The sequence below is a fragment of the Collimonas sp. OK412 genome (assembly GCF_900112135.1).
Lineage (GTDB): Bacteria > Pseudomonadota > Gammaproteobacteria > Burkholderiales > Burkholderiaceae_D > Collimonas > Collimonas rhizosphaerae.
Map to the genome: position 1 here is coordinate 69,051 of NZ_FOLC01000012.1, position 25,049 is coordinate 94,099.

The window sequence follows — 25,049 nt, forward strand, 5'->3', positions numbered from 1 at the left end:
GCATCGGGCGTGCACGCGGCACGGCGATGGCGGACTAGGCGATCTGGGGGATTAAATGCGGAAACAGCAGTTGCGTATGGAGAGCGGCGGCGCGGTGGTCCGCGCCAGGAGAAGGGAGTTGGGCCGGGCATCGGCGGCATGGCCGGCAACCTCGATATGCCGGAATACCAGCGTCAATGCGGCAGCCATGAAAGGCTGCACATGCGGCATGGACGGCTTGTCCAGCGACTGGTTGCCGGCCTGGTCATTGGCGTGGCAGAGGCTGGGCTGGACCTTGTCGGCGCCGGCGCATCCGGCCATCGCCTGGTCGCCATCCATCGGCATCGATACCTGCTCGCCGGCCTGTCCGATGCTGAAACTCGGGCATGCGTATCCCGCTACGGCAAGCTGCATGAACAGCATGCTGGCCAGCACGATGAACGCGGCGATCAGGCGGGATGGGCGGGAGAGTTTCATTGTCCTCGGGTTTTTGCTTTATTTATAGTAAGCAGCGGCGATATTTGTTGTCAAGCAATGGCAATGTTCCAGCGCCTGGCCGGTAAATCAATCTCGATGGTGCATTCTCAGCGTTCCCCCTGTGGGAAAGTCAAGGGATATTTGGAAGCGTTCACAAATTTGCTATGCTAGCGTCTTTCCGCCGGCCGGCGCCACTGCCCGGGCCGGCAGTCTCATTTACGGAGCAGCACATATGGCCTCTTTGCAGGAGCAATTTTTGAAAGCCGGCCTGGTCGACAAGAATAAAGTCAAACTGGTCAACCAGGACAAGAACAAGCAGAAGAAGGCCGAGCGCCGGACCGGCACGGCCAGCGTCGATGAAACACGCCTGGCCGCACTCGAAGCGCAACGCAAGAATGCCGAGCGGGCCCGCGAACTGAATGCCCAGCGCGACGCCGCCGCCGCCGAAAAGGCGATCGCTGCGCAAATCGTCCAGATGGTGCAGAAAAATCGCCAAAGCAAGGGCGCCGGCGACATCGCCTACAATTTCACCTACAACAACAAGATCGAACGGCTGTATGTGTCGGCCGCGGTCCAGGCGCACCTGGTGGCAGGGCGCCTGGTGATCATCTGCCAGGGCGACGCCAGGGAACTGGTGCCGAGGATAATCGCCGACAAGATCGCGGAGCGCGATGCTTCGCTCGTCGTGCGGGTGAACAAGGCCAGCACGGAAATCGACGCCGACGATCCGTATGCAGCCTTCCAGATCCCCGACGACTTGATGTGGTAAGCCTGGCGCTTGCACAAAAAACAGCGCGAGCCAGCCAGGCGACCGCTAATGACATCTAATCCTTATCGCCGGCATGCAGTGTCCCCAGGCAGTCCTGGACGGCTTCTTCAAACGAATGCGTGACGTGGTGCGCGCCCTCGATTTCATTGTCTTGCAGCTGAGGCGGTTCGAATGGGTTGGCAATCAGCAGCACCAGCTGCTTGACGTGCGGCAGACGGGTCGTCAGGTGCGCCAGGGCGGATTCGATCTGTGCCTGTTCCTTGGTGGGTTCGAGGCTGACCAGGCAAAATGCCGAAACGATTTCCGGATTGGCGCCGGGAGGAGGAGCCTCTCTCAGCAACTCGTCAAGTGTCAGGTGGCGGCCGTCCACGCCTTGTTTGCGCAGGATCCGGACCAGGATTTCGGCCGCCAGCTCATCGCCAAGCGAACCGGCGCCGATGCCCAGGACGACGGTGCCGGCCGGTACATCGAAGGAGCCTTGCGTGCTGCCGATCACCGCCTCGCGCCGGCGCCGCAGCTGATGGCCGATGTTGATGTCGTCCAGCATGGAGACGCGGGTATATTGCCGCCACCATTTCGGATTTTCGCCTAGCGCTTCGATGACGGCGGCGATAGCGCTGGCCACCTTCAGCTGCTCGCCTTTGCTGATGGCATCCGCATCCAGGTCGGCCCGCGCCAGGTGCAATGCAGGCACCAGCACGGAGTCGCAATAGGCGGCGAACGATTTTCTTTTCAGTATCCGGCGCGCGCTGGCGATGATTTCCTGGGTATCGCCCGACAGTGCGCGCTGGTAGAAATTCTGCGGCAGCGTGAGCGCCGGTATCTCTCCCAGCAAGATCTCGAACATGTTCAGCGTCCTGAAATAGCGGCCGGCGACCACCAGGCACAAGGTCAGCGGCGTCGACAGCACCAGCCCGACAGGCCCCCAGATCCAGCTCCAGAAAATGGCAGCGATCACGACCGACAGCGGCGACAGCCCGGTCGTGTGGCCGTACAGTTTCGGTTCCACCACCTGGGCGAACACCACCTCGATGACAAGAAACAGGATGAGCGTCATGACGGCCAGCGACCAGCCCGGCGAAATGGCCGCCGCCAGCAAAGTGGCGCAGAATGCGGCAATCCATACACCGACATAGGGAATGAAACGCAGGATGGCCGCCATGGCGCCCCACAGCAGCGCCTGGGACAGGCCAAGGATGCTCAGTCCCAGCCAGATCAGCACGCCCACGCCGATGTTGACGGCGAACTGCGACACAAAAAAGCGCGACAGACGCTCGCCGGCGTCGTTGACCGCGACCGTCGTGGCGCGCAAATCGTTGCCGCCGGCCAGGCGGATAAAGCGGTCGCGCAATGCCTCGTGTTCCAGCAGCACAAAAATCAGCACGACGAAGACAATGCCCGCCGTCTCCAGCGGCGGCCATACGGAAGAGGCGATCCGCGTCAGCAATTGCAGCGGCTGTTGTGGCGGCTCATGGATTTCGACGGCAATCGGCGACTTGCTGCTGCCCGGCGCCGCCGCGTCAGGACCGGCGCCTCGCTGCCGGTCGGACAGATGCTCGATCCAGCGCCCTGCCTCTCCGTTCAGTTCCCCCAGTTTGCCGAGGGTCAGCTGATCGAGCACGGCTACCTTGCTGCGTATCGTGTCGGCGTATTGCGGCAGGCTTGCCCCGATCCGCACGACCTGCGATCCAATCACCAGTCCGACCGCCCCCAGTGCAAGCGCCAGCATCACGACCGCAACGCAGACCGAAATGGTCGGTCCTATGCCGATCTGCCGCAGGCGATGGATAAACGGCGTGATGAGCAGGCTCAGGATGATGGCGAGCGTGATCGGGATGAGGACATCGCGCCCGAAGTACAGCAACGCGAGCACGATTGCCGTTCCCAGGATGCCTGTAATACGGTCAGGCTGCCTCTGTAGGTTTTGCAGTTTCGACAATGGACGCCTCTGAGGTGGTTAAACTTTACATGAGCGGATTGCGCGCCGTTCCTGACCGATGCTGCTTATCCTCACGCAATGCGGCAGGCAAGATCGTGTCTTGGGCGCGGGCCGGCTCCGCGTGCCGATTATGCGGCAAAGCGGGGCATTTCGGATTTCGGCATGGTGTCTGGCGATCATGCCGGTTTCTCTCTTCATCTTCTGCCTGCAAAATCGCCGCTGTTCCGTGCAGTTAAAGCCTCAGACAAATTTCGCCGGAAATTTCCAAAAAACGGCACTTTCCGGCAATGAAATGTCTGAGGCAATCCGCCCGGTCTTGCACATTCCTTTTGCAAAAATTTCCAATCCTTGACACCGGAAAGCGCGAACCTGCCGTCGCGCCGGCATGGTGCCTCTGCCCGCAATGCGGCTCGGCAAGCGGTTTTTCGGCTCTTCGACTTTTTATGCCGAGCCGAATTTCCTCGGAATCCGGGCAGGCCAGATGTCATGGTTTTCACGCGCGATGGATTTCTTGGCATGAAAAATGCTATTAAAAGACGCTGCTGTCAGGCACTTGTATTCAATAACTGCAATCGTTCCACAGGCGCGGCAACACCTGCGCGGAGAATATTTACATGTTTAGCGCTCGTTTGAATTTGCTAGGTACGCTCGAATTCTACAGCGCTGAAACCAGCCAGAAAATAAAACTGGCCTACACCAAGCTTGCCTTGCTGCTGGCATATCTTGCACTGGAACCCCGAGCCCATACGCGCGAATCACTTGCCGATTTGTTGTGGCCGGAATTGGGCGAGCATGATGCCAAGGCTAATCTGCGCCGGGCGCTGTTCAATCTGCAACAAGCGTTTGCGCGGGCCGGACTGGACAAATCGCTGCTCTATGCGGATCGCAGCATTGTCCGTCTTTCAACAGAGCGCTTTTGGATCGATGCGGACGAATTCGAGAATTGGGAAAGGATCGACTGCATAAAATTAACCGATCAGCAACTTGCGCTTTACAGGGGACCGTTGCTGGACGGGATTTTTCCTGCCGGCGAAAGGCTTGCCAACTGGTTGCAGCTCAGGCGGTCCCGGTGCGAACAAAAAAATGTTTCGCTGCTTGAGCACGCCGTCGTTTTGCATTCAAATGCAGGCGAATTCGATGTCATGGAACGGCGCTGCCGACAGCTCATCTCGGCAGATTTCTTGAATGAATTGGCGCACTCCCGCCTCATGCACATGCACCTTGAGATGGGCAACCAGGTTGCGGCGCGACATATATACGATGCCTATTGCAGCATGACCCAGCAGCACTTGGGGACTTCTCCTCCCAAGGAGATCAGCGCGCTCTTCGACAAACCGGCATCTCAACCGCCGGCAGCAATGCAGGCAGCAAGATCAAATCCTGTTTCGGGAAAATTTTCCGTACCCGGCGTCAGGCGAGAGTACCGATTGGTGTCCACCCTCTATGTTGAGCTGTTCCCCCTTGTCCACTGCGATCGGGAGGCATGGCTGCGCATGAGCACTGCAGCCATCGTGCGGCTGCGTGAATTGCTGTCGAAATATTGCGGCACCTTCCGGCAGCAATCGAATTCTGTCGTCATTGCCTATTTCGGTTATCCGGTTTCAAACGAATTCATAACCGAATGGTCCCTGGCCGCCGGGCTGTCCATCCGCCGATGCATCGCGGAAGAGTTCCATCATGTCGGGATCCGAAGCGCGGTCCATGCCGACATCATGATGACAGGCCCGGGATATACCTTGCCTGACATACTGGGGGAATGCACCACGATTGCGCGCAACCTGGCGGAGTCGGCGCCGGTGGGGGTGCTGATTGCATCAGAGGAGACCCGGCATGGAATTGCGTCGCTGTTTGACTTGAAATCCCTTGATGGCGCTCCGCATAAGGTAGTCGAGGTGCATGCGCTGCGCGAGCCTTGCAACGAAATGCGCGATGTCGCGTCATCGCATCACTGTACTTTCGTGGGACGCGTGGACGAACTCAAGGCGCTGGACCTGGCGTGGACAAAGGCTACCGTCGACGGCGGGATATGTGTGCAGCTGAGCGGCGAAGCGGGAGTTGGCAAGTCTCGTTTGATATGGGAATTCCTTGCTGCAAAAAGAATACAGTTCGCAAATGTGCATTGCGCTTGTTTTCATATCGAAAACCTGCTGTCGCCGTTACATCCCATCCTTGCATTGGTCCGCTCGCTTGGGGGAGCCTTGGGAAACACCGGGTCCGGCGAGAGTATCGGGCAGGCATCGGCCAATGTGCTTCCGGGGGCCGTCTCCGTGGATGACAATGGATCAAGCCTGCTATCCAATCTCCTGAATGCGCATGAAAACAATATTCACGGATACCCGGTCTTTGAACGGGAAAAGCTGTTTTCTTCGCTCGTCGGCAGCCTGAAAAAAAATCACGAAGGGTCTCTTGCCGTACTGGTGTTTGAAGATATCCAATGGGCGGATAAAGTTTCGCTCGACTTCATCGCCTGGCTCAGGGAGAGGGAAAGGTCGCTGGGCATATTCCTGGTGGTTACGTGCAGGAAGCATCCCAAAATACCTGGGCCAGTCCTGAGACCCGGCATCCTGATGGAGATACAGCCGCTTGGCATGGCCGAGGCGACCAGCATGGCGCTGCAGTTTCCCCAGTTTCTCGAAGCCTCGCCGACATGGCAGTCGCACCTGCTTAAAATGGCCGACGGCATTCCGCTATTCCTTGAAAAGCTGCTGCAGAACGCCAATCCTGAATTTCACTTCACATGTCCCAAGTCGTTGCGCAACCTCTTGATGGAGAGGATAGACATGCTTGGGGAGATGCGCCAGGTGCTGTGCCATGCTGCGTGCATCGGTTTCCAGTTCGGGCTGAATGTCTTGGCCGACATCGAATCGGTCAGTATCCGCAAATGCCAGCAATTGATCCAGACGCTGGTCGCTTCAGGCTTGGTTGAGAAGAAGCCGGAATCGGGCCATTTCCAGTTTCGCTACAGGCTTGTACGAGAGGTAGCGTATAGCATGTTAACGTTTGAAGAACGGCAACAGATACTTGCAAAGATCGCTCAGCCAAATGCGTTGCAAGCCGCGGCTGGCTATCGATGACGGCTTGCGTCATGTACGCGTCATATACGTCTCAATTAATCCCTCCTGGTGAAAAACCGATAGCAGCTGCAAAAAACGGCCACGCTGTTATCGATGAAAAATAGAGTTTCCATCAAGCTCATCCTGCATGACCCTCGTTCAAATGTTGTTTCCTGGCTGCAATTGCGACACAAATTGTTAAGCATTGTTAAAAATATTAAAACGCCATCTGAATTTCCGTATTTTTCTCGGGTTATGGACGTTTTATGGATGATGGGTGGAGACACTGAAGGTAACAATTCGCAACAACTAAAACATTTCGGTTTCGTCCGGCGGCAGCGTTAAAACATCATCGTCAGTGAAATTCTTGCAACCCGATTGACGTATCGAAATCGGGATAACTAGGAGGGAACGATCAATGTATTTCTTTAATCACTGTTTCAAAAAAACGCATTCTTTTGCGTTTAATCGCTGCTCTGACGACAGATTTTTCTCCCCACCAGGCGCTGGTTGAATCGCCCTCGCGTGGTTCTAAGCCGCTTATCTCATCGTCGCAGCGATAGCTAGCCGGCCCCATTTTCAGACAGATTGTTCAGTTTTTCCGTGAGCCCCTGCTGGTTTTCAGCAGAGGAAGGGGACGGCTGTCGAAAAAAAAACATCGGTGCTTCACCACGATAAGCAAGCCGATGCAAGACAAGTTTTTGTAAAAAATGTGCTCAATATACCGATCTCCGCGCCCAGAGCTTTTGCGCGCCAGCATGTCGAGCCCGTTGCTATTTCCCATATTCCCTAAACCAAGGAGATGTTATGAACAAGATTCACAGCAAGGTCTGGAGTCCCGCGCGGAACCAGTTCGTGGTCGCTTCGGAGATTGCCGCTTGCCCTCGTGGCGGCGCACCGGGACAAGGCGGCCGTCGCGCATTGTTGCGCAGCCGGAGCCCGGCAGTGTTCGCCGCGCTGGTGGCGTCCGGCTGGCTCGGATGGGCTTCGCTGGCACAGGCGCAAGCGGTGGATTGCTCCGTGGCGCCTTACAACGTCTATAACAGCACCGCGTCGTGCATGGGTTTTCAGTCCGCGGCCAGCGGTACTGGAGCCACCGCGCTGGGATCGCTTGCGCACGCCAACGTGCTGGGCGCGCTGGCCGTGGGCTACAACTCTCTTTCCACCGGCCAGAACGGCATAGCCATGGGTTTCCAAGCCTATACCAACTCTATCAATGCCATTTATCTGGGGGCGCGTAGCGCTGCCGGCACCGGTGCGACCGCGGGTGGCGCGATTGGCATTGGCACCGATGTCACGGCTTCCGGTGCCAATGCCCTTGCCATGGGATCTCTTTCGGTCAGTGCCAGCACCAATAGCGTTGCTTTTGCCAACAGCAGCTCGGTGGATGCGAACTCGGTCAACAGCATCGCCATGGGTTATGTGACCAAGGTCGTCAACTCCAACAATGCCGTTGCTCTCGGCTCGGGCTCGCTTGTGAGTGGAGGAACCCACGGGACGGCCGTCGGCTGGCAAGCCTATGCGTCGGCCCTCAACGCAGTCTACCTGGGCGCCCGCACTGCCGGGACTGGTGCGTCGGCCGAGTCGGCCGTCGGCATCGGTACGGACGTAAGCGCATCGGGCATCTATTCCATCGGCATGGGTTTGGGAGCCAATGCGTCGGCTGCCGACGCCATAGCGATCGGTCGTGCATCGAAGGCGCAAGCGGCTTCTACCATCGCCTTTGGCAGCAGTACCGTCGCCGCAGCAGCCGGCACAGGCTCCATCGCCGGCGGCCATAATTCGCAGGTAACCGGCGGCACCGGCGCGGTAGCGTTGGGTGAAGGGCAGGTCGCCAATGGCAATGGCGCAGTGGCAATCGGCGATCCGAATGTGTCTTTTGGTACGGGCGCCGTCACGATGGGAGCGAACAACATCGCGGCAGGCAATGCGGCCGGGACTGTTGCGGCCAATGGCGCCGTCGCGATCGGCAACAGCAACAGCGCGATTGGACAGGGTTCTGTCGCCTTGGGCAACGCATCGACCGCCGCGGTTGCCGGCGGCATTGCACTCGGAGATACGGCGAATGCGGTGCTGGGCAACGGCGTGGCAGTCGGCGCCAATTCAAAAGCTAACAACGCCAATGATGTGGCGCTCGGTGCGGGTTCGACTACTGCGGCGCCGCACACGGGCGTCACCGCCCGGTTTGGCGGTGCGGCAGCAGGCATTGCCAATGCCGCCAGTGGCGTGGTGTCGGTCGGTGCTGCGGGTACCGAGCGTCAAATCCAGAACGTCGCGGCAGGCGTGATTTCAGCAACCAGCACCGATGCGATTAACGGTTCGCAGTTGAATACGGTCGTCACCGGCATCAATAACTTGGGGGCGACCACAGCCAGCACCCTGGGCGGCGGGGCTGCCTATAATCCGGCAACCGGCAATATTGCCGGCTTCAGCCAGCCGATCAATAGTGTTAGCGCTACCGGTGCAATCACCGGGCCGACGGCACAGACCACGGTCGCAGGGGCGTTGACGGCATTGAACACCAATGTCGACAACACGGCCAATATCGCGGTCAAGTACGATGCAGTGGGCGGCACCAAGATTACCCTGGGTGCGACCGGCGGCGCCGGCGCCGGTGCGCCGGTAACCATCACCAACCTGGCGCCGGCGGCGTTGAACGCGACCAGCACGGATGCGGTGAACGGTTCGCAACTGTTCGGCACCAACCAGAATGTAGCGAACATCACCAACGGCAAGGCTGGCCCGTTCGTCTCGGACAACAGCGTGACAGCGGTGCAGCCGGTATCGAGCGGCGCCAACGCCAGCGCCGGCGGCTTCGGAGCGACGGCGACGGGGGCGGCATCGACGGTGCTGGGCAACCAGGCCACCGATAACGGCAACGCCAATGCGACGGTATTGGGCCAGGGCGCCAGTATTGCTGCCGGCACCACCGGCAGCAATGTCGCGCTAGGCCAGGGCAGCACGGTGGCGACTGCAGCGGTGCCGACCACCGGTGCGACCATCGGCGGCACAGCCTATACCTTTGCCGGCGGAGCGCCGGCAGGCGTGGTATCGGTAGGCAGCGCAGGCAACGACCGTCAGATCACCAACGTGGCGGCCGGTCAGTTGAGCGGCACCAGTACGGATGCGGTGAACGGCAGCCAGCTGTTTGCGACCGACCAGCAGGTGACGGCGAACAGCACGGCGATCACCAACATCAACAACGGTGGCGGCATCAAGTATTTCCATGCCAATTCGACGTTGGTCGACAGTAACGCAGTTGGCACCGACAGCATTGCCGTCGGGCCGGTCGCGAACGCCTACGGCAACAGTTCGATAGCGCAAGGCTTGAACGCGGTAGCTGGCGTGAGCGGTACGCCAGCGACGGCGAACGACATTGCCTTGGGCAACGCCGCCAAGGCGACGGGCGGCAACTCTATCGCCCAGGGTACAGGAGCGACTGCCAATTCAGCGGGGGCGATCGCCATTGGGCAAACGGCTACGGCAACCGGCGGCAAGGCGGTATCGATTGGCGTTGGCAATACCGCCAGCGGCGACGGTGCAGTGGCGATTGGCGACCCGAATTCGGCCATCGGCACCGGTGCGATAGCGATGGGCGCCAACAATACCTCCAACGGTCAAGGCGCTGTGGCGCTCGGCAACTCCAATACGGCAACCGGCCAGGGTTCGGTAGCGTTGGGCAATGCCAGCAATGCGGCGGCGGCAGGTACAGTGGCGCTGGGCGATACCGCTGTAGCCAACAACACCAACGATGTCGCCTTGGGTTCGCATTCGACTACCGCGGCGCCGCACACAGGCACCACAGCGCAATTTGGCGGTACCGCCGCCGGTGTAGAAGCGGCAGCTTCGACCAACGGCGTTGTTTCTGTGGGTGCCGTAGGTACTGAGCGTCAGATCCAGAACGTGGCGGCAGGCGTGATTTCAGCAACCAGCACCGATGCGATTAACGGTTCCCAGCTGAATTCGGTCGTCACCGGCGTCAATAACTTGGGCACGACCACGGCGAGCACCCTGGGCGGCGGCGCTGTCTATGATCCGGCGACCGGCAACATCGCCGGCTTCAGCCAGCCGATCAGCGCTGTTAGCGCTACCGGTGCAGTGACCGGGCCGACGGCGCAGACCACGGTCGCGGGGGCGTTGACGGCGCTCAATACCAATGTCGACAACACGGCCAATATCGCGGTCAAGTACGATGCAGTGGGCGGCACCAAGATTACCCTGGGTGCGACCGGCGGCGCCGGCGCCGGTGCTCCGGTAACCATCACCAACCTGGCGCCGGCGGCATTGAATGCCACCAGCACCGATGCCGTCAACGGCTCGCAGCTATACGCTCTTACCAGCGGCAAGACCGGTCCATTCGTGTCAGACAACAGCGTGACAGCGGTGCAACCGGTATCGAGCGGCGCTAACGCCAGCGCCGGCGGTTTCGGAGCGACGGCGACAGGCGCTGCCTCGACGGTGCTGGGCAACCAAGCCACCGATAACGGCAACGCCAATGCGACGGTATTGGGCCAGGGCGCCAGCATTGCAGCCGGCACCACCGGCAGCAACGTGGCGCTGGGCCAGGGCAGCACGGTGACGACGGCAGCAGTGCCGACCACTGGTGCGACAATCGGCGGCACGGCTTATACCTTCGCCGGTGGCGCGCCGGCGGGCGTGGTATCGGTAGGCAGCGCTGGCAACGAACGTCAGATCACCAATGTGGCGGCTGGTCAACTGAGCGGCGCAAGCACGGATGCGGTGAACGGCTCGCAGCTGTTCGCGACCAACCAGCAAGTGACGGCCAACACCACCGCGATCACCAATATCAACAATGGCGGCGGCATCAAGTATTTCCACGCTAACTCCACCTTGGCCGATTCGGCGGCGAACGGCACCGACAGTGTAGCGATCGGTCCGGTGTCCACCGCGGGCACCACCAATGCCGTGTCGATCGGCAACGGCGCTACCGCCGGCGCGAACGCGGGCGATGTGGCGTTGGGCGCGGGCAGCACGACGGCAGTGGCAGTGGGCACGCCCAGTACGACTATCGCCGGCACCACCTACAACTTTGTCGGTACCACACCGACCAGCACGGTGAGCGTGGGCGCGGCGGGTGCCGAGCGCACCATCACCAATGTGGCGGCGGGCCGCATCAGTGGCAGCAGCACGGATGCGATCAACGGCTCGCAGTTGTTCGCCACCAACCAGGCAGTGGACAACCTCAGCAGCACGGTCACCGCCAACGCGACGCACTACTACAGTGTGAACGACAACGGCACACACGGCGGCAACTACACCAACAACGGAGCTACCGGCATCAACGCGCTGGCGGCGGGCGTGGGTGCTGTAGCGTCGGCGGACAACAGCACGTCGCTTGGTCTGAACACGAACGTCTCGATACTGGGCGGCGTGGCGCTAGGTTCTGGCGCAGTGTCCGATCGCGCGATTGCGCCGTCCTCGGGTTCGATCCTCGTCGGTACCAATGTCATTCCGTACAACACCACCGATCGCATTCTGCGCGGTGCGGTATCTGTGGGCAACGCCACCGACTTCCGCCAGATCACCAATATGGCGGACGGCACGACGGATCAGGACGCGGTGACATTGCGTCAGTTGAAGGGGGCGATGAGTTCGTTCTCGGTCACGCCGATCAAGTATTTCCACGCTAATTCCACCGCCACCGACTCGGCGGCGATTGGTGCGGAGTCCGTCGCCATCGGTCCCAAGACCACGGTAAACGGCGACAACGGCATCGGCATGGGCAATGGCGCGATCGTGCAGCAGACAGCGCCGGGCGGCACGGCGATCGGCCAGAACGCCACGGTGAATCTTGCCGATGGCGTGGCGCTTGGCACCAACGCCACGTCCAACGGCATCCAGGCGATGGCATTGGGTGCTGGGACGCAGGCAGCCTTTGCAGGCAGCGTGGCGCTAGGTGCGGGATCGAAGACGGACGCGGCAGTAGGCACGGCCAGCGCCATCATCGCCGGCACCACCTACAACTTCGCCGGCACGACACCGGGCTCAACCGTGAGCGTGGGCGCGACGGGTGCGGAACGCACCATTACCAATGTGGCGGCCGGACAGTTGAACGCGAACAGCACAGATGCGGTGAACGGCAGCCAGCTGAACGCAACCAACCTGGCGATTGCTGCGAACAAAAGCCACTACTACAGCGTCAACGACGGCGGCACCCAAGGCGGAAACTACGATAACAACGGCGCCACCGGAGTGGATGCCCTGGCGGCCGGCGTCGGGTCCTCGGCTTCGGCGGCGAGCGATGTCGCCATCGGTAATTCCGCCGCAGCCTCGGGTGGATCATCGATTGCTATCGGCCAGGGCGCGCAGGCATCCGGCGCCAACAGCATCAGCATAGGCACCGGCAATGTAGTCAGCGGCGCCAGCAGCGTGGCGATCGGCGATCCGACCATTATTACCGGGACCGGCAGCTTTTCCGTGGGCAATAACAATAACATCGCTTCCAACAATACCTTCGTGTTCGGCAGCAACGTGACAGTACCCGCGGGGCTGGACGGTTCCGTGGTGCTGGGTAACGGCAGTGCGGCAGCGGCTGCGAATCCCACTTCCAGCGCCACGGTCAACGGCACCACCTATGGCGGCTTTGCCGGGACCACGCCGACTTCCACCGTATCGGTGGGGGCGGTAGGAGCGGAACGCCAGATCACCAACGTCGCGGCGGGGCAGGTCACGGCAAGCTCAACCGACGCCATCAACGGCTCCCAGCTCTATTCGGTAGCAAACGGCCTGGGCACTGCAATCAATAACCTGACCACCGTTGTCAACGCCAACCAGTTCCCGATTGCTTCCAGCGAAGGCAAGGCGTTTACCGGTTCTATCGGCGCGGCCGGCAGCAATTCGCTGGGCATGGGCACCAATGCCGTGGCAACCGGCCAAAATTCGACCGCCGCCGGCCAAGGATCGGTGGCCAGCCAGGCTAACACCACCGCACTCGGCCAAGGCGCCCAGGCAACCGCCGCCAACAGCACCGCGCTGGGCCAGGGCGCGGTAGCCGGCACCGGCAACAGCGTGGCGATCGGCAGTGCTTCGGCCACCACCGCAGCCGTGGCAACGGCCGGCACCACCATCCGCGGAACCAGCTATTCCTTTGCCGGCGGCGCACCGGTGGGGACGGTGAGTGTCGGTTCGGCAGGAAACGAGCGGCAGATCCAGAACGTCGCGGCGGGACAGCTGAGCGCGACCAGTACTGACGCCATCAACGGCAGCCAGCTGTACGCGACCAACAGCGCCATCAACAACCTGTCTAACGTGGTGGCGTCTACCCAGACCAAGTATTACAGCGTCAATTCCAGTGGCGGCGGCAATGTCAACAATGACGGAGCGACCGGAGCCGATGCCATTGCCTCGGGCAAAAACACCACCGCCTCCGGCGCGAATGCAGTCGCCATGGGTGCGGGTGCGAGCGCAACGGCGAACAACGGCGTGGCAATCGGCGCCGGTTCGACGGCTGATCGCGCTGGCCTGGGCGGCGCCAAGGAGTCGTTCTCCAACACGGTGGTGTCGTCGACGCAAGGCGCGGTCTCGGTCGGCAGCGCCGGCAACGAACGCCAGATCACCAATGTCGCAGGCGGAACGCAGGCGACGGACGCTGTCAACGTGCGTCAATTGCAGGCCGTGCAGGCGGGGGGCGTGCATTACGACACCAACACCGACGGTTCAACCAACTACAGCAGCGTCACGATGGGCAACGGCGGCAGCGGACCGGTAGCGATACATAACGTCGAAGCCGGCACCGCCGCCACCGACGCGGTCAACGTTTCCCAGCTCAACACCGGCCTGCAGCAAGCCAACCAATACGCTAGCGGGCTGGCCATGCAGCTGCAGAACAATATCAACGACGTTGCCAAGAAGGCTTATGCAGGTGTCGCGGCGGCCATGTCGATGGAGAGTGCTCCGTATGTGGCGGGCAAGATCACCTACTCGGCAGGATATGGGTACTACCAGAACCAGAATGCGATTGGCGTGTCGTTGCGCCGTACTGCGGATAACGGCCGCTGGAGCCTTAGCGGCGGCGTCTCCGGTACGACCACTGGTGGCGTAGCTGCCCGGCTTGCCGTGTCTGGGGTTCTCAATTGAACGCCAGGGCACAAAGAAAATCCTCCGATTCACATCTTTTCCAGGACTAATGTATGCGACATTCTTCCAGCATCTTCCGTCGGGTTTTATGCATCAGCATGCTGTATTGCATGAGCTTTTCCGCCACCGCGGCCGACTCCGGCGAAGTACATTTTCCGGCGCTTGACAGTTCCTACCTGAAGACCGGGGATTTTGTCGGCCCGGACCATGTAAAACGCGTGACGCCGGGCCAGAACAAAGACCAGGTGCGCCGCGAGCTCGGCAACCCGCATTTCAGCGAAGGCATCTTCAACGTACGCGAGTGGGATTACGCGTTCAATTTTTATACCGGCAAAGGCAACGAGTATGTCACCTGCCAGTTCAAGGTGAAATTCGACTCGGACAACCGGGCTACGTCTACCCATTGGAAGGACCCGGACTGCGAAAAGTACATCAATCCGCCCTCAGCCAAAGATGCGCCGATGATAGAGAAAGTCTTGCCGCGCCGCGTGGAGCTGGGTGCAGACGGCCTGTTTGCATTTGGCAAATCGGACCTCGGCAACCTTGATCAGGCCGGGCGCGGCAAACTCGACGATCTGGCAAACCGTCTCAAACAGGACGGCGTCAAATTGTCGTCGGTAGTTGTGACCGGGCACACGGACCGGATTGGCTCTGAAGAGGCAAACCTCGCATTGTCGCAGGCAAGAGCCGATACGATCCGCGATTATTTGATACAGAAAGGTGTGGACGGCCGTCTGGTGCGGGCATATGGCGCCGGCAAAGCCAAGCCGGTGGTTCAATGCCCTGGCCAGAAACTGACGCCGCAGCTGGTGCAATGCCTGCAACCGAACCGGCGCATCGAGATCGAAATCGTCGGCGAGCAATAAGCCTGACCGGCCTACTCTTGCGGCGAGAGATGGTTTTTCTTGCAACAGGCGGACGCGATTTGCCTGCCTGTCTGCAAGGCGCCGGCAAAATCCGCGTCGGACATGTGCGTGCCGGCATTGCGCCTGAGCTGGTCTTCCGACAAGGCGCTGTTTCTCGCATCTGCTTCGGCGACCTTGTAGGCGAGCGATAATTTTGCATCGCGCGGCAGCAGTTCGCCGGCGTCATACACTTGCGCCAGCAATGCCAGGGCAAATGGCTCTCCCTGTCCGGCGGCGGATTTCAGTTCGGCGACGGCTTCGGTTTTCCACTGCTGTACGACCGGATCGTCCGCGTTTTTTGCCAGGTCGGTATCGTGGCCGTATGGCCCTTCCATGAAGTAATCGATTTGCGCCTCCACTTTTCCTGCGCGCGCGGCCAAGGCCAGGAAGGAGAGACGCTCCTGGAGCTGCGCCGGATTGACGCCTTCGCACAATGCCAGCAATTTCTTTCGTTGATCCAGGAAGCGGTCAAGCTCGGCGGCGCTGTTGTATGCGGGAGCAGGCTCGTCATTGCTGGCGCAAACCGCTGCCGCCTGGTAAACATTGTAGGCTGCGTCTTTGTCGCCGCTTCTTGCCAGGCTATTCCATTTGGCGATGTACTCCTGCGCGGTAAGCCCGCCCAGGTCGACCTGGCGGCCGTTTCGCGCATACACGGCGGTGGAGGGAGGAGGGGCCGTGGCGAAGCTGTTTTCCTGGTATGCCGTTCCTGGCGCAAACGGCGAAATCAGTTCGCGGCTGCGAGGAGACGGACTGGAAACAGGAGCCGGGCCTGCTTTTACGCTCAGCCTTTCTCCGGAACTCCCTGTCGTCGACAGATACATTCCAAGGCAGGCACCGGCCGCTGCGAGCAGCAGTGAATAACGGATAGTCAGGTTCACGGCATCGGGAAACCTAGCGAAATAACTGAGCAGGAACGACGGCGCTCAGTTCCACAAATAGCAATAAGTCTCGCTGGCTTCCAGGTTGGCGCCTTCGCTGCCATTCGCCAGCACTTTCTTGATGAATCCGTTTGGATGCGCCTGGTCCGGCGTGACGTTGCAGTTATCGTGGACCCAATGGATGCCATAGCCGCTGGTATACAGCTGGCCGCACATTTCCACCTTGTCGCCTATGCCGAACGCCGCCAGCGATTTCGGTATCGAAGTAGAATTTTTTTGATAATCCTTCGCGTAGACGTTGTCCATGGCAACGTCATACGTCCTGCCATCCTTGTCCGCCTTTACGCTGATATGCGTATGCGAGAGCTTGACGCCCTTGAGCGCCTTGCCATCCGCAAATGTCGGTTTGGCGTTGACGGTGCCCGTGAGATAACTGCCTGCAGCGGCGTCGCAATCGGTTTGGCCGTCGGCCATGGCGTACATTGCCTGGGTCATCAGGCAAAGGGAAACCAGGAATTTTTTCATTTACCTTTTCTCCTTCATGTTTCTATCAGGTCCATCGGTTTATAAAACAGGGGATGACTGTTGCTTTCACCGTCACGCGGCACGGACTTTCTCCGGCCTGCGCCATGCAAGCCAGGATATCGTCCTGGCAGCTTGCAAAAAATAACAGTTACTTATTACGCAATGATGACTTTAGGAAATATTATTCCGTTGCGCTGTGGAAATAATTAATATTGCCTGTTAATCAACCCGGAGTAAAGGACGCCGCCCAGGCTCCGCTGGCTATAAAAATGCCGAGAACCATGCAAAAGGCCGCTGGGTAGGTCATCTACCCAGCGGCCTGCACCTCATGCAAAACAATCCTTTAGCAACTACAGCGACTTGAGGAACGCCAGCAGGGCGTCGCGGTCCGTCGCGGACAACGCCTGGAAGCGCTGGCGCGCACGATCCGCCTCGCCGCCATGCCAGAGGATGGCCTCGGTCAGGTTACGGGCGCGGCCATCGTGCAAATAACCGACTTTGGCGCTGTTGCCCATGACCTTGTCGGTGTAGCCGATGCCCCACAAAGGCGCGGTACGCCACATGCTGCCTTTGGCCTGGCCCTCGACAAACTTGTCGGCAAGGTCCGCACCCATGTCATGCAGCAGCAAGTCGGTATAAGGATGGATCGTCTGGTTGCGCAATTCGGCAAACAGATGGCCCGGCCCGGTCTTCATCTCGACCGCGTGGCAGGCCGTGCATCGTATGCCCTGGAAGACCTTGGAACCGCTACTTACCTGTGCCGGATCGACGCGATGTTCATCCAGCGGCGCCACGCCTTTGGGGAAACCGCTGGCGATACTGCGCTGGGCCGGCACGCCTACCAGCGAAAGGTAGTTGGAGATCGATTGCAGGTCGGACTCCGAGATGCCCTTCTGGGCCCCGGCGGAAGCGCAGCCGGCAGGGTCGGTGTTGCAGGCGCGGTTGGGGTAGACGGGGGAGGTCACAGCCATGTCCAGCAGCAGCGCGGAAGCGGCCTGCTGGCGCAGCGTCGCCTTGGATGCCTTCCAGCCGAAGCGGCCCAGGCGGACGGCGCCTGTCTCAGGATCGAAGACGAAGTTAGGCAGTCCCTTGACGCCATCGGCGTCCGCTGTCGTGCGGGCGCGCGCAAGGATGTCCGCTTCCGGTACGGCTTCCAGCAAGCCGGCGCCAATCATGGGCTGGGCGGCGCGCAGCGAGACGGCATCCGGCACCGGCCCCTCGAACGCCAGCGTCGGCTTGCGCAATTCGACTGCGGTGCCGTCGGCAAGCTTCACCGAACGGGTCTCGAAGCCGCCGACACTGACGCTGTTGCCCCAGTTCTGCGAGGTTCCGGTGGTCGATGCGCCATTCATCTGGACTGCGGTGCCATACTGCGGATGCGGCAGCTGCTGCCCCGTGGCATCGATCATCGCCACCCGCACCGACATGCTGTCAAGCCGCTGGTTCAATCCGCCCGGCGCTATGCTGCGGCCGTTGTTGACGTGGCAGGCGATGCAGGCGGACTGGTTGAAGCGTTGACCCTGCAGCCCGACTGCCGGCGCGTAGCGGTCGTTGCCCGGTTCGTTGTGGTCGCCGGTGGTGAAGTTGGTATGCACCAGCCGCCGGCCTTCGACGAAGCGCTGGATGTTCTGCATGCCGACATTGTTTTGCGGCTGCTGGAACATGAACAAGCCATTGTCCGAGTAGTTGTAGGATACCGAGCCGACGCCGCCCGACAAGGTCTCGGCCGGCAGCGGCACAGAATTCAGGCGCGGCTGCACGCCGTACCAAGGCCTGAGGCCGGTTCCCACCACGTATATCCATTCGGAAGAGTAGTAGCGGATGCCGCCGTCGTCGCCTTTGGCGAGCATGGCGTCCTTGGTCGAGAAGAACGACGGCGAGACTTCGATGACATCGCCCACCACCAGCGGACGTCCGGGAACGTCTTTGCCGTTGGGGAAGCCGTCGGGGCCAAGGTCAGCATGTCCCGGGTAACCATTGACGGTCAGGCTGCAGCCGTTGTTGTACATGCCGGCGTTGGCCAGCTTGCCGTTCGGCGGGTACGGTACAGGAGGGCAGATGGCGAGGTTGCGATCCACCAGTTCGCCGGGGTTCATCCAGCCATATCCGGTAACGCCAGGCCGGTCGAAAGCGCGGAACCAGGCGACGCCGCCGGGCAGCTGGGCTTGCTGGAAGTACTCGTTGACTTTCAGCGTCGGCTTGGTCACGCCTGCCACGCGGCTATTGTCGATGACCTCGAAACCCCAGGTGCGGTTCTTGAAGTACTGCGGCACGAACGTCAGGTAATTGCCTGGCCCTTTGTCCACCGGCAAGCCGGTGGCCTGGTCGACGGTATCGTTCGGGCCATAACCGATCTCATTCCATTCCTCGCCGCGCTCGCGGCCGTGGCGCGCCAGGCCGCGCGCACCGAAGCGGGTGACCAGCGTGCCGTCGGGCAGCGTGAACTGCAGCGTTTCCAGCGGTTCGGCCGATGTCGGCAATGGCGTCCAGCCGTTGCCGCTGGCGGGGAATTTCAGGGCCGACGTGGTGTTGTTGGGCAGCGTGTTGTCGCTGCCCGGTGTCTTGAACTGCGCCTCGAATAGCGAGTAGCCATACTGCGTGGCTCGGGCTATGCCTTGCAACCGGATGTAGCGGGCATTGACGCCGAGATTGAAAAATTCCTCGGTGCCGCCCTGGCCATTGCTCACGTAGCGCAGCTGCGACCAGGTCTGGCCGTCATCCGACACGCGCAACGCGTATTGCTTGCCGTAGGAGTTTTCCCAAAGCAGTTTCATATAGCCGACCTGCGTCTTGGCGCCAAAGTCGAATTGAATCCAGGCGCCGTCCTCGGACGCGCTGGACCAGCGCGTAGTCATCTTGCCGTCGATTGCCATGGCTGCCGACAAGCCCGGGTTTTCCAGGGCTGACGAGGTTGCCGCGACCGGCGTGATGGTCACGCCCGGCTTGCTGGTATCGACCGGCACAGGCACCGGATTAGATACGGGCGGCGCAACCGGGGTGCCTGAGAAGGCCTGGATCTCGAAGATCGAATAGCCGTACTGCGTCGAGCGTTTGATGCCCTTCATGCGCAGATAGCGGCCCTGGCCTGAGAGCCCGGTCCAGTCCTCGGAGCCGCCCTGGCTATTGTCCACGGTCTTGATCGTGGTCCAGTTGGCGTTGTCGTCGGAGACCTGCAGCAGGTATTGGAGAGCGTGCGCGTTTTCCCAGTCGATGTGTACGCGATTGATGACTTGGGATGTGCCGAAATCCAGCGTCAGGTATTCATCGTCGGAGAAACCGCTGCCCCAGCGCGTGCTCTCGTTGTGGTCGATGGCGGCAGCGGCAGACAGGTCGCCGCGTTCCGCCGAACTGGCGCTGGCGCTCACGGGCGTCAGTACGGTTTCCGCAGCCGCGCTTGCCGCCGCCAGGGCCTTGGAGGATTTGGCCGCGGCATCCTGGGCTGCCGGATCGTCGCTGCCTCCGCCGCCGCAGGCGGCAAGCAGCAATGCCAAGGCGAGAGGCAGTACTTGTGTCGACAGATGGCGCAATGGGTCCAATTTCAGCCGACGTCGATATGGCACTTTATTCATGGTGCGTTCCTTTGTTTTTGTTATTGCGTTCAGGTCAAAAAAAGTTGGTTCGGTTGGTTTATAAGCGGTCAAAATAAGCGGTCAAAACGTTGCCATGCGTTGTTTCCATGTGAGGCATTGGAACGTTGAATCCGGTGTTCATGTGAAGCTTGCTTGCTGATTCTGGCCAGGCTCGATGCCTGTGCAAATTATTTGCATTTGCCAATTCGTGTGTTGCGGCATGCGCCCAATGCTGCATCCCGTGGACTACGGGTTCGTATGAAATGTTCGATGACTGAATCGCCCGCGTGAGCTGTGCGGGAACTTGCTTAGGAGCAAGTGTTGTACCAGCAGGATTGTGGGTATTTTTTTTGACGTTTAGCGGCAATGAAGAATTTATTGCCCGTCATTTGTCAGAGACTGACATTTTTTGTCGGCGGGACTGATGCCTGCGGCGAGCAGGTGCCCTGCTTGTTTAGCGTGCCTGCAATTTGTTTAGTGCATCTTCGGTGTCGGCATTGTCTCGGACACGCAAAGAAGATATCGGGCCGCGCAGGAATGCGCCGCTCCTGCCGATCATCGAGGCCTTGTTTTTGCCGCCGCCCAAGAGTGGCATGTCATGCTTTGCTTATGCAGCAGCGGCATCCGGATCATCCAATCGCATCTTGGTCCCGAACTTCGAGCAATTCATCGCAACGTATAAGTCAACGTGCCATAGCCGAGTTGATCGAAGCCACCACTGTTTGGACCGTAGTTGCCCCCACCGCCTTCGGGACGCACTTTCTCTGCGAACGCCTTTGTATACGGTGCGTCCTGTCCCTTGAGAACCACGTAGTGGTTGTAGAACAATTCCCAGACCGGACGGCTATCACCGCGACCGGCGCTGGAAATGACTTCCTGGGTCACATCGCTGTTGCGGTACGGTGTGTAAGGGACATCCTGTCCCAGATTGTATTTGGCGATGTATTCGACCCCCTTCAGGACGCGATTGTCGTCATAACCGAACATGTCGTCGTGCTGGTTCCACGCCATCTGGCAAAACGCACCAAGCAATGCAACGTTCAGCGTATTGTGGCCTTGGTCGCGCCCGCTCTCCTGCGTCTGCCCTAGTCCGTCCGGATATATTTTCCATACCAGGTGATTGATAGCGCCATTGCCCCCGCCATGCTTGAAGTATTCGATCGCCTCGTCATAGATGTCTCGACGGTCAGCGAGTATGCCGATAGCAATCAAGGAATCTATGTTGGCGAGGTCCCAGTTGGCCCAGTAGTGGTCTATTTTTGCGCCGTTATGCCGCGTCAGGAAATCATGGTTCATCGGATAGAAAACGTTGAGCATCATCGTTTTGAAGCGATTGAAATTACCCTCAGGCCATTTCTTGTATGTGCGCAGGATCTCTGCCGCATTGGCGAGCTGATAACCATAGATTCCGGACGCCAGGAATTTATCCGAACTCCCGCTTATCCCGGTCAGCGTTGCCGACCAGGCGTCCAGGATGGAAGCAGCCTTGTCGGCATAGGCATCGTCGCCACTTATCTTCCAGCGCAAGGCAAGCGCATAGGCTGCCGCAGCATCGTTGAACAGCGCGCTGTAATTCTCTGGATGACCGGCACCGTCTTTGCCCCGGTAAACCACAACAACGGGACGCGGCGCCCAGTTCAACGATGCATGAGGATTCTTGACAAGAATATTCCATCCATCAAGCCAAGGCTGTGCACTTTGCGCGACTTTGGTTTTCATCCGCTCCAGGTCGGCTTGGGTATGCAAGGCGCCAGGATGTGTAAAGGAATCTGCCCTTGCGGACGCAGCACCCAACGTGGTTATCATGGCTGCACAAACAAGGCTACATATTCTGCGTAATGAAAAAGTCATTTCTTCCAACTCCGTGAGAGTAAATCGGCTTACCAACTCCACCGCATGCCGGCATCCACCATCGCCATGCGCTGTTGCGCTCCGCCGAGGTTGGTCGTGTAAGTTGCGGTCACAAACGCACTGGCCGACTTGTTGATCGTGGCAACCAGACCCGCGTTCAGCTGGCCCGCTGTCTGATTCGTACCACTGGAAATCACGGTAGTACCGTCAAAAGTGGTGGTGTCATGGGAGCCGGAACTGCGCAGCAGGTTCAGCCGCAGATATGGCTGCCAGATCGCGGCAGCTGTGTCAAAACGGCTTTGCAACCGTACTCCGAGGCGAGCGAGGAAGGTATTGCCGTTGTTGAAGCTCACAGTCGAGACACCGTCATTCAAGTTATTGAAGGATTGATTCTGCCAGATCACTTGCGCCTGAGGTTCGATGGTCACATCCGCGCCGAGTGGAATGGGAAGGCCGCCCTCGATCGATCCGATGAGTGCGCTGCCGTGGGTATGCGCGCCCACGCCATCATGTGAACGCGGATCCGCCGACAGTGAACTTCCCATCAGGACTGCATCCGTGTACCAGCCGCTTGGGCCGACGTGAGTCCAGTAGCCGCCAAGACTATATGCGTCGATAGCAAGATTGCCGACATCAAGATTCTGCACGGCCATCGCAAAACCGTTGACGTTGCCGGTGGCATGCGCATAGCCAAGAAACAGACCGTAATGATTACGTCGGCCACTGGCGCTAGTGTCGGCGTAGATGTCGTGACCGACCTGCATTCCCGTCATTGAGCCATCGAACTGGGGCGAGACAGTACCATCCTGACGTTGCTTGGTATGGCTGCCCCAGACACGCCCCCAAGCCGCCGGCAGTTCGCCGTTCTCGGTCAACAGCGATTGCTCTCCTTGCCTATCATGGAAATTATCGAGTTGCTGGATATTGACCTGCCGAGCGATGCTGGCAACTTCCGCATAGATAGGTACTTCAGGGCGATACAGCGGGATTGCTACGGAGCTTGTCGATGGCGTAGCTGGAGGTGCACCTAAGGTCGTGGTTGGAGGCACAACTACGGGCGGTGCTGGAGTTTGCGTCACGGTGTTGCGCAGATACCAGTTTTCAGATGTGCCGCTGGTCACCCCGCCTTTGGCAAGGTAGTAGGCATAAGCGCCGGCCTTGACCGGTGCCGCAAGTGCAAATGCACTTGCGGTAGTCGTCGCGCCATTCACGCTCTGCACCACCTCAATGCCATCGGCGACGATGGCCGCCCCAGGGCCGCCTACATTCGTGATGCGTAAGCTGGACGATCCGCTAGCGGTGCCACCGCTGATCACTAACCGGTCCGACGCCGCGCCGTCACCTGCGAGGTAGGTGTTCAGGGCGATGCTGCCATTTTGGCCAACATAGTTGCCGACAACATTGAGCCGGTTGCCAACTCCTTGACCGCCGATTTGCACCACGCCGGCATTCACCAATGTGCCGTTGATCGTAAAGGCGCCGTTGCCCGAATTGGCAAACGCGGACAAGGCATTGGCTACCGCGACGGTGCCGCCGTTGGTCACCGGTCCCGTGACGCTGCCATAGCCGGCTAACGTGGCGCCGGATGAGATGACCGTGCTGCCGCCGCCGGACAATGCTGCATTCGCGTGGGAGGCGTCGCCCACCGCGAGTATTCCGGCGGCGATGATCGTGCCGCCGGAATAGGTATTGCCGCCAGCAGCTGCCGGCGCCAGCACTAACGTGCCGCCCAGGGTCTTTTCGAGCGCACCGGCGCCGGAAATGAAACCGGTATAGGTTCCGTTGTCGGGCTGCGCGAAGCGCACCAGACCATTGTTCACAACGGCAAGCGGCAGGGTTTGTGCGCGTGCTTCAAGCGTGCCGGCCGCATCGACGGTCATCTTTCCGGCATACGCGCTGTTGTTAGCCGTCAATGCCAGCGTGCCTTGCTGAACTTCGGCAATCCTGACTCCGGTGATAGGGGTGGTCAGCGTCCAGGTTCCCGCATCGTTTTTGATGAATGACGAGAAATTGATCATATCGCCGGAAAGGGATGCGCTTCCGGTCCCACTCAGGAAAAGGGTGTTATTGCCTTTGCCGCCATCGAATTTTCCCGTAATGACCGATCCCGTATAGAGTCGCAGTGTGTCATCGCCCCCGGAAAAAACCAGGTCGCCGATGATCCGTCCCTTGTTGGTAAAGTCGACCGCACCGTTGCCGGATGCGCCGATCACGTTGCCTGGCGCCTGGATGACGCCTGTTTCATTGTTGATAATCGTGTTCAGTCCGCTCGTATTCTGAAACCAGACGGCAACGGCATGATCTGCCCTGATCGTGCCATTGTTGATAATGAAGTTGCCGCTGCCCTGCGGATTGACAGCTTCGGCAGTGATTTCGGTGCCGGTCGCCAGGACCTGGCCTCCTTGATCGACAGTCAATGTGCTGTTATTGCGAAACTCGATCGTATTGGCGCCGTTCTTATATAGTCCAGCATTGCGGACCCCGTTGGCGCTTACCGTGCCGCCGTTCTGGAGCGTTATGTCTGCATTGTCGCGCAGGCTGATGGCATTCGTATCGCCGACCGCGATCCGGCTTCCCGCGCCGACCGTGACTGTCCTGCCGTCTTCGGCAGCCAGATTGCCTCTGCCAACCGATGTTGTCCAGGGATTCGCCGCGCTGGCATCGCAGATTGTTGATTGTCCAGAGGTGCTGCAGGCGGCATAGGCAGTCCCGGGTTTCATGCTCAGCACGGGTATCAGCAAAAGGGATGATGCGGCAGAAAGTGCAAAGCGATAGCGGACGGGATGGGACATGGTTGTTTTAATTTATGCCTTCAGTGTGCTCCAAGACTAGTCAGCGGAAAGGAAGCGAGGTATCAGGAAGCCTTGATTCTTCTACGGGATTCAGGCATTTCATCGTAGGGATTTCCCTAGGGCCTGTTAACACTTAATTTGGGAGATGCGTTCAAGCCAAAACGTGTGGTGGCAAGGCGCGTGGCGCAGCTGGGGCTGGTGCCCCAGCAAGCCAT

12 protein-coding genes are annotated in these 25,049 nt (G+C 59.8%); 5 read left to right on the top strand and 7 right to left on the bottom strand.

Features of this window, described 5'->3' with window-relative positions; all coding sequences use genetic code 11:
• Positions 1-51: 51 nt before the first annotated feature.
• Positions 52-456 carry a hypothetical protein gene (locus BM062_RS14100; RefSeq protein WP_092397865.1) on the bottom strand — a complete coding sequence of 135 codons (405 nt, stop codon included), beginning with the start codon at positions 454-456 and terminating at the stop codon, positions 52-54.
• 232 nt (positions 457-688) lie between these two features.
• Between BM062_RS14100 and BM062_RS14105 the strand changes: the two genes are divergently transcribed.
• The gene (locus tag BM062_RS14105; protein ID WP_092397867.1) at positions 689-1,225 is read left to right on the top strand and encodes a DUF2058 domain-containing protein; all 537 of its coding nucleotides are present in this window, start codon (positions 689-691) and stop codon (positions 1,223-1,225) included.
• Between the two features lie 55 nt (positions 1,226-1,280).
• Here the strand turns inward: BM062_RS14105 and BM062_RS14110 are convergent, their stop codons facing one another.
• Positions 1,281-3,098, bottom strand: coding sequence for an AI-2E family transporter (locus BM062_RS14110; RefSeq protein ID WP_254785074.1), 1,818 nt, complete (start codon positions 3,096-3,098; stop codon positions 1,281-1,283).
• A gap of 124 nt (positions 3,099-3,222) precedes the next feature.
• Here BM062_RS14110 and BM062_RS25060 point away from each other — a divergent pair, with 124 nt between their 5' ends.
• The 4 genes from BM062_RS25060 (at position 3,223) to BM062_RS14150 (ending at position 15,180) form a co-directional block, all read left to right on the top strand.
• Entirely contained in the window at positions 3,223-3,516 is a 294-nt protein-coding gene (locus BM062_RS25060; RefSeq protein ID WP_139220054.1) for a hypothetical protein, read from the top strand.
• Between the two features lie 262 nt (positions 3,517-3,778).
• Positions 3,779-6,238: an AAA family ATPase gene (locus BM062_RS14115; RefSeq protein ID WP_092397871.1), complete on the top strand. Its 2,460-nt coding sequence runs from the start codon at positions 3,779-3,781 to the stop codon at positions 6,236-6,238.
• Positions 6,239-7,024: 786 nt separating this feature from the next.
• The gene (locus BM062_RS25590) at positions 7,025-14,314 is read left to right on the top strand and encodes an ESPR-type extended signal peptide-containing protein (protein WP_175501006.1); all 7,290 of its coding nucleotides are present in this window, start codon (positions 7,025-7,027) and stop codon (positions 14,312-14,314) included.
• 53 nt (positions 14,315-14,367) lie between these two features.
• Positions 14,368-15,180: an OmpA family protein gene (locus BM062_RS14150; RefSeq protein ID WP_092397873.1), complete on the top strand. Its 813-nt coding sequence runs from the start codon at positions 14,368-14,370 to the stop codon at positions 15,178-15,180.
• A gap of 11 nt (positions 15,181-15,191) precedes the next feature.
• Here BM062_RS14150 and BM062_RS14155 read toward each other — a convergent pair whose 3' ends face one another.
• The 5 genes from BM062_RS14155 to BM062_RS14175 all read right to left on the bottom strand — a co-directional run bounded on the left by BM062_RS14155 (position 15,192) and on the right by BM062_RS14175 (position 24,834).
• On the bottom strand, positions 15,192-16,097 hold the full coding sequence (locus BM062_RS14155; RefSeq protein WP_139220055.1) for a sel1 repeat family protein: 906 nt from the start codon (positions 16,095-16,097) through the stop codon (positions 15,192-15,194).
• A 45-nt stretch (positions 16,098-16,142) separates the two neighbouring features.
• A complete protein-coding gene (locus BM062_RS14160; RefSeq protein WP_254785075.1) occupies positions 16,143-16,622 on the bottom strand; it encodes a hypothetical protein in 480 nt (159 codons plus the stop codon).
• A 350-nt stretch (positions 16,623-16,972) separates the two neighbouring features.
• A complete protein-coding gene (locus tag BM062_RS14165) occupies positions 16,973-20,191 on the bottom strand; it encodes a di-heme oxidoredictase family protein (RefSeq protein WP_092397877.1) in 3,219 nt (1,072 codons plus the stop codon).
• Between the two features lie 666 nt (positions 20,192-20,857).
• Positions 20,858-21,910 carry an alginate lyase family protein gene (locus BM062_RS14170; RefSeq protein ID WP_254785076.1) on the bottom strand — a complete coding sequence of 351 codons (1,053 nt, stop codon included), beginning with the start codon at positions 21,908-21,910 and terminating at the stop codon, positions 20,858-20,860.
• Between the two features lie 161 nt (positions 21,911-22,071).
• The gene (locus BM062_RS14175) at positions 22,072-24,834 is read right to left on the bottom strand and encodes an autotransporter family protein (protein WP_092397879.1); all 2,763 of its coding nucleotides are present in this window, start codon (positions 24,832-24,834) and stop codon (positions 22,072-22,074) included.
• Positions 24,835-25,049: the final 215 nt, after the last annotated feature.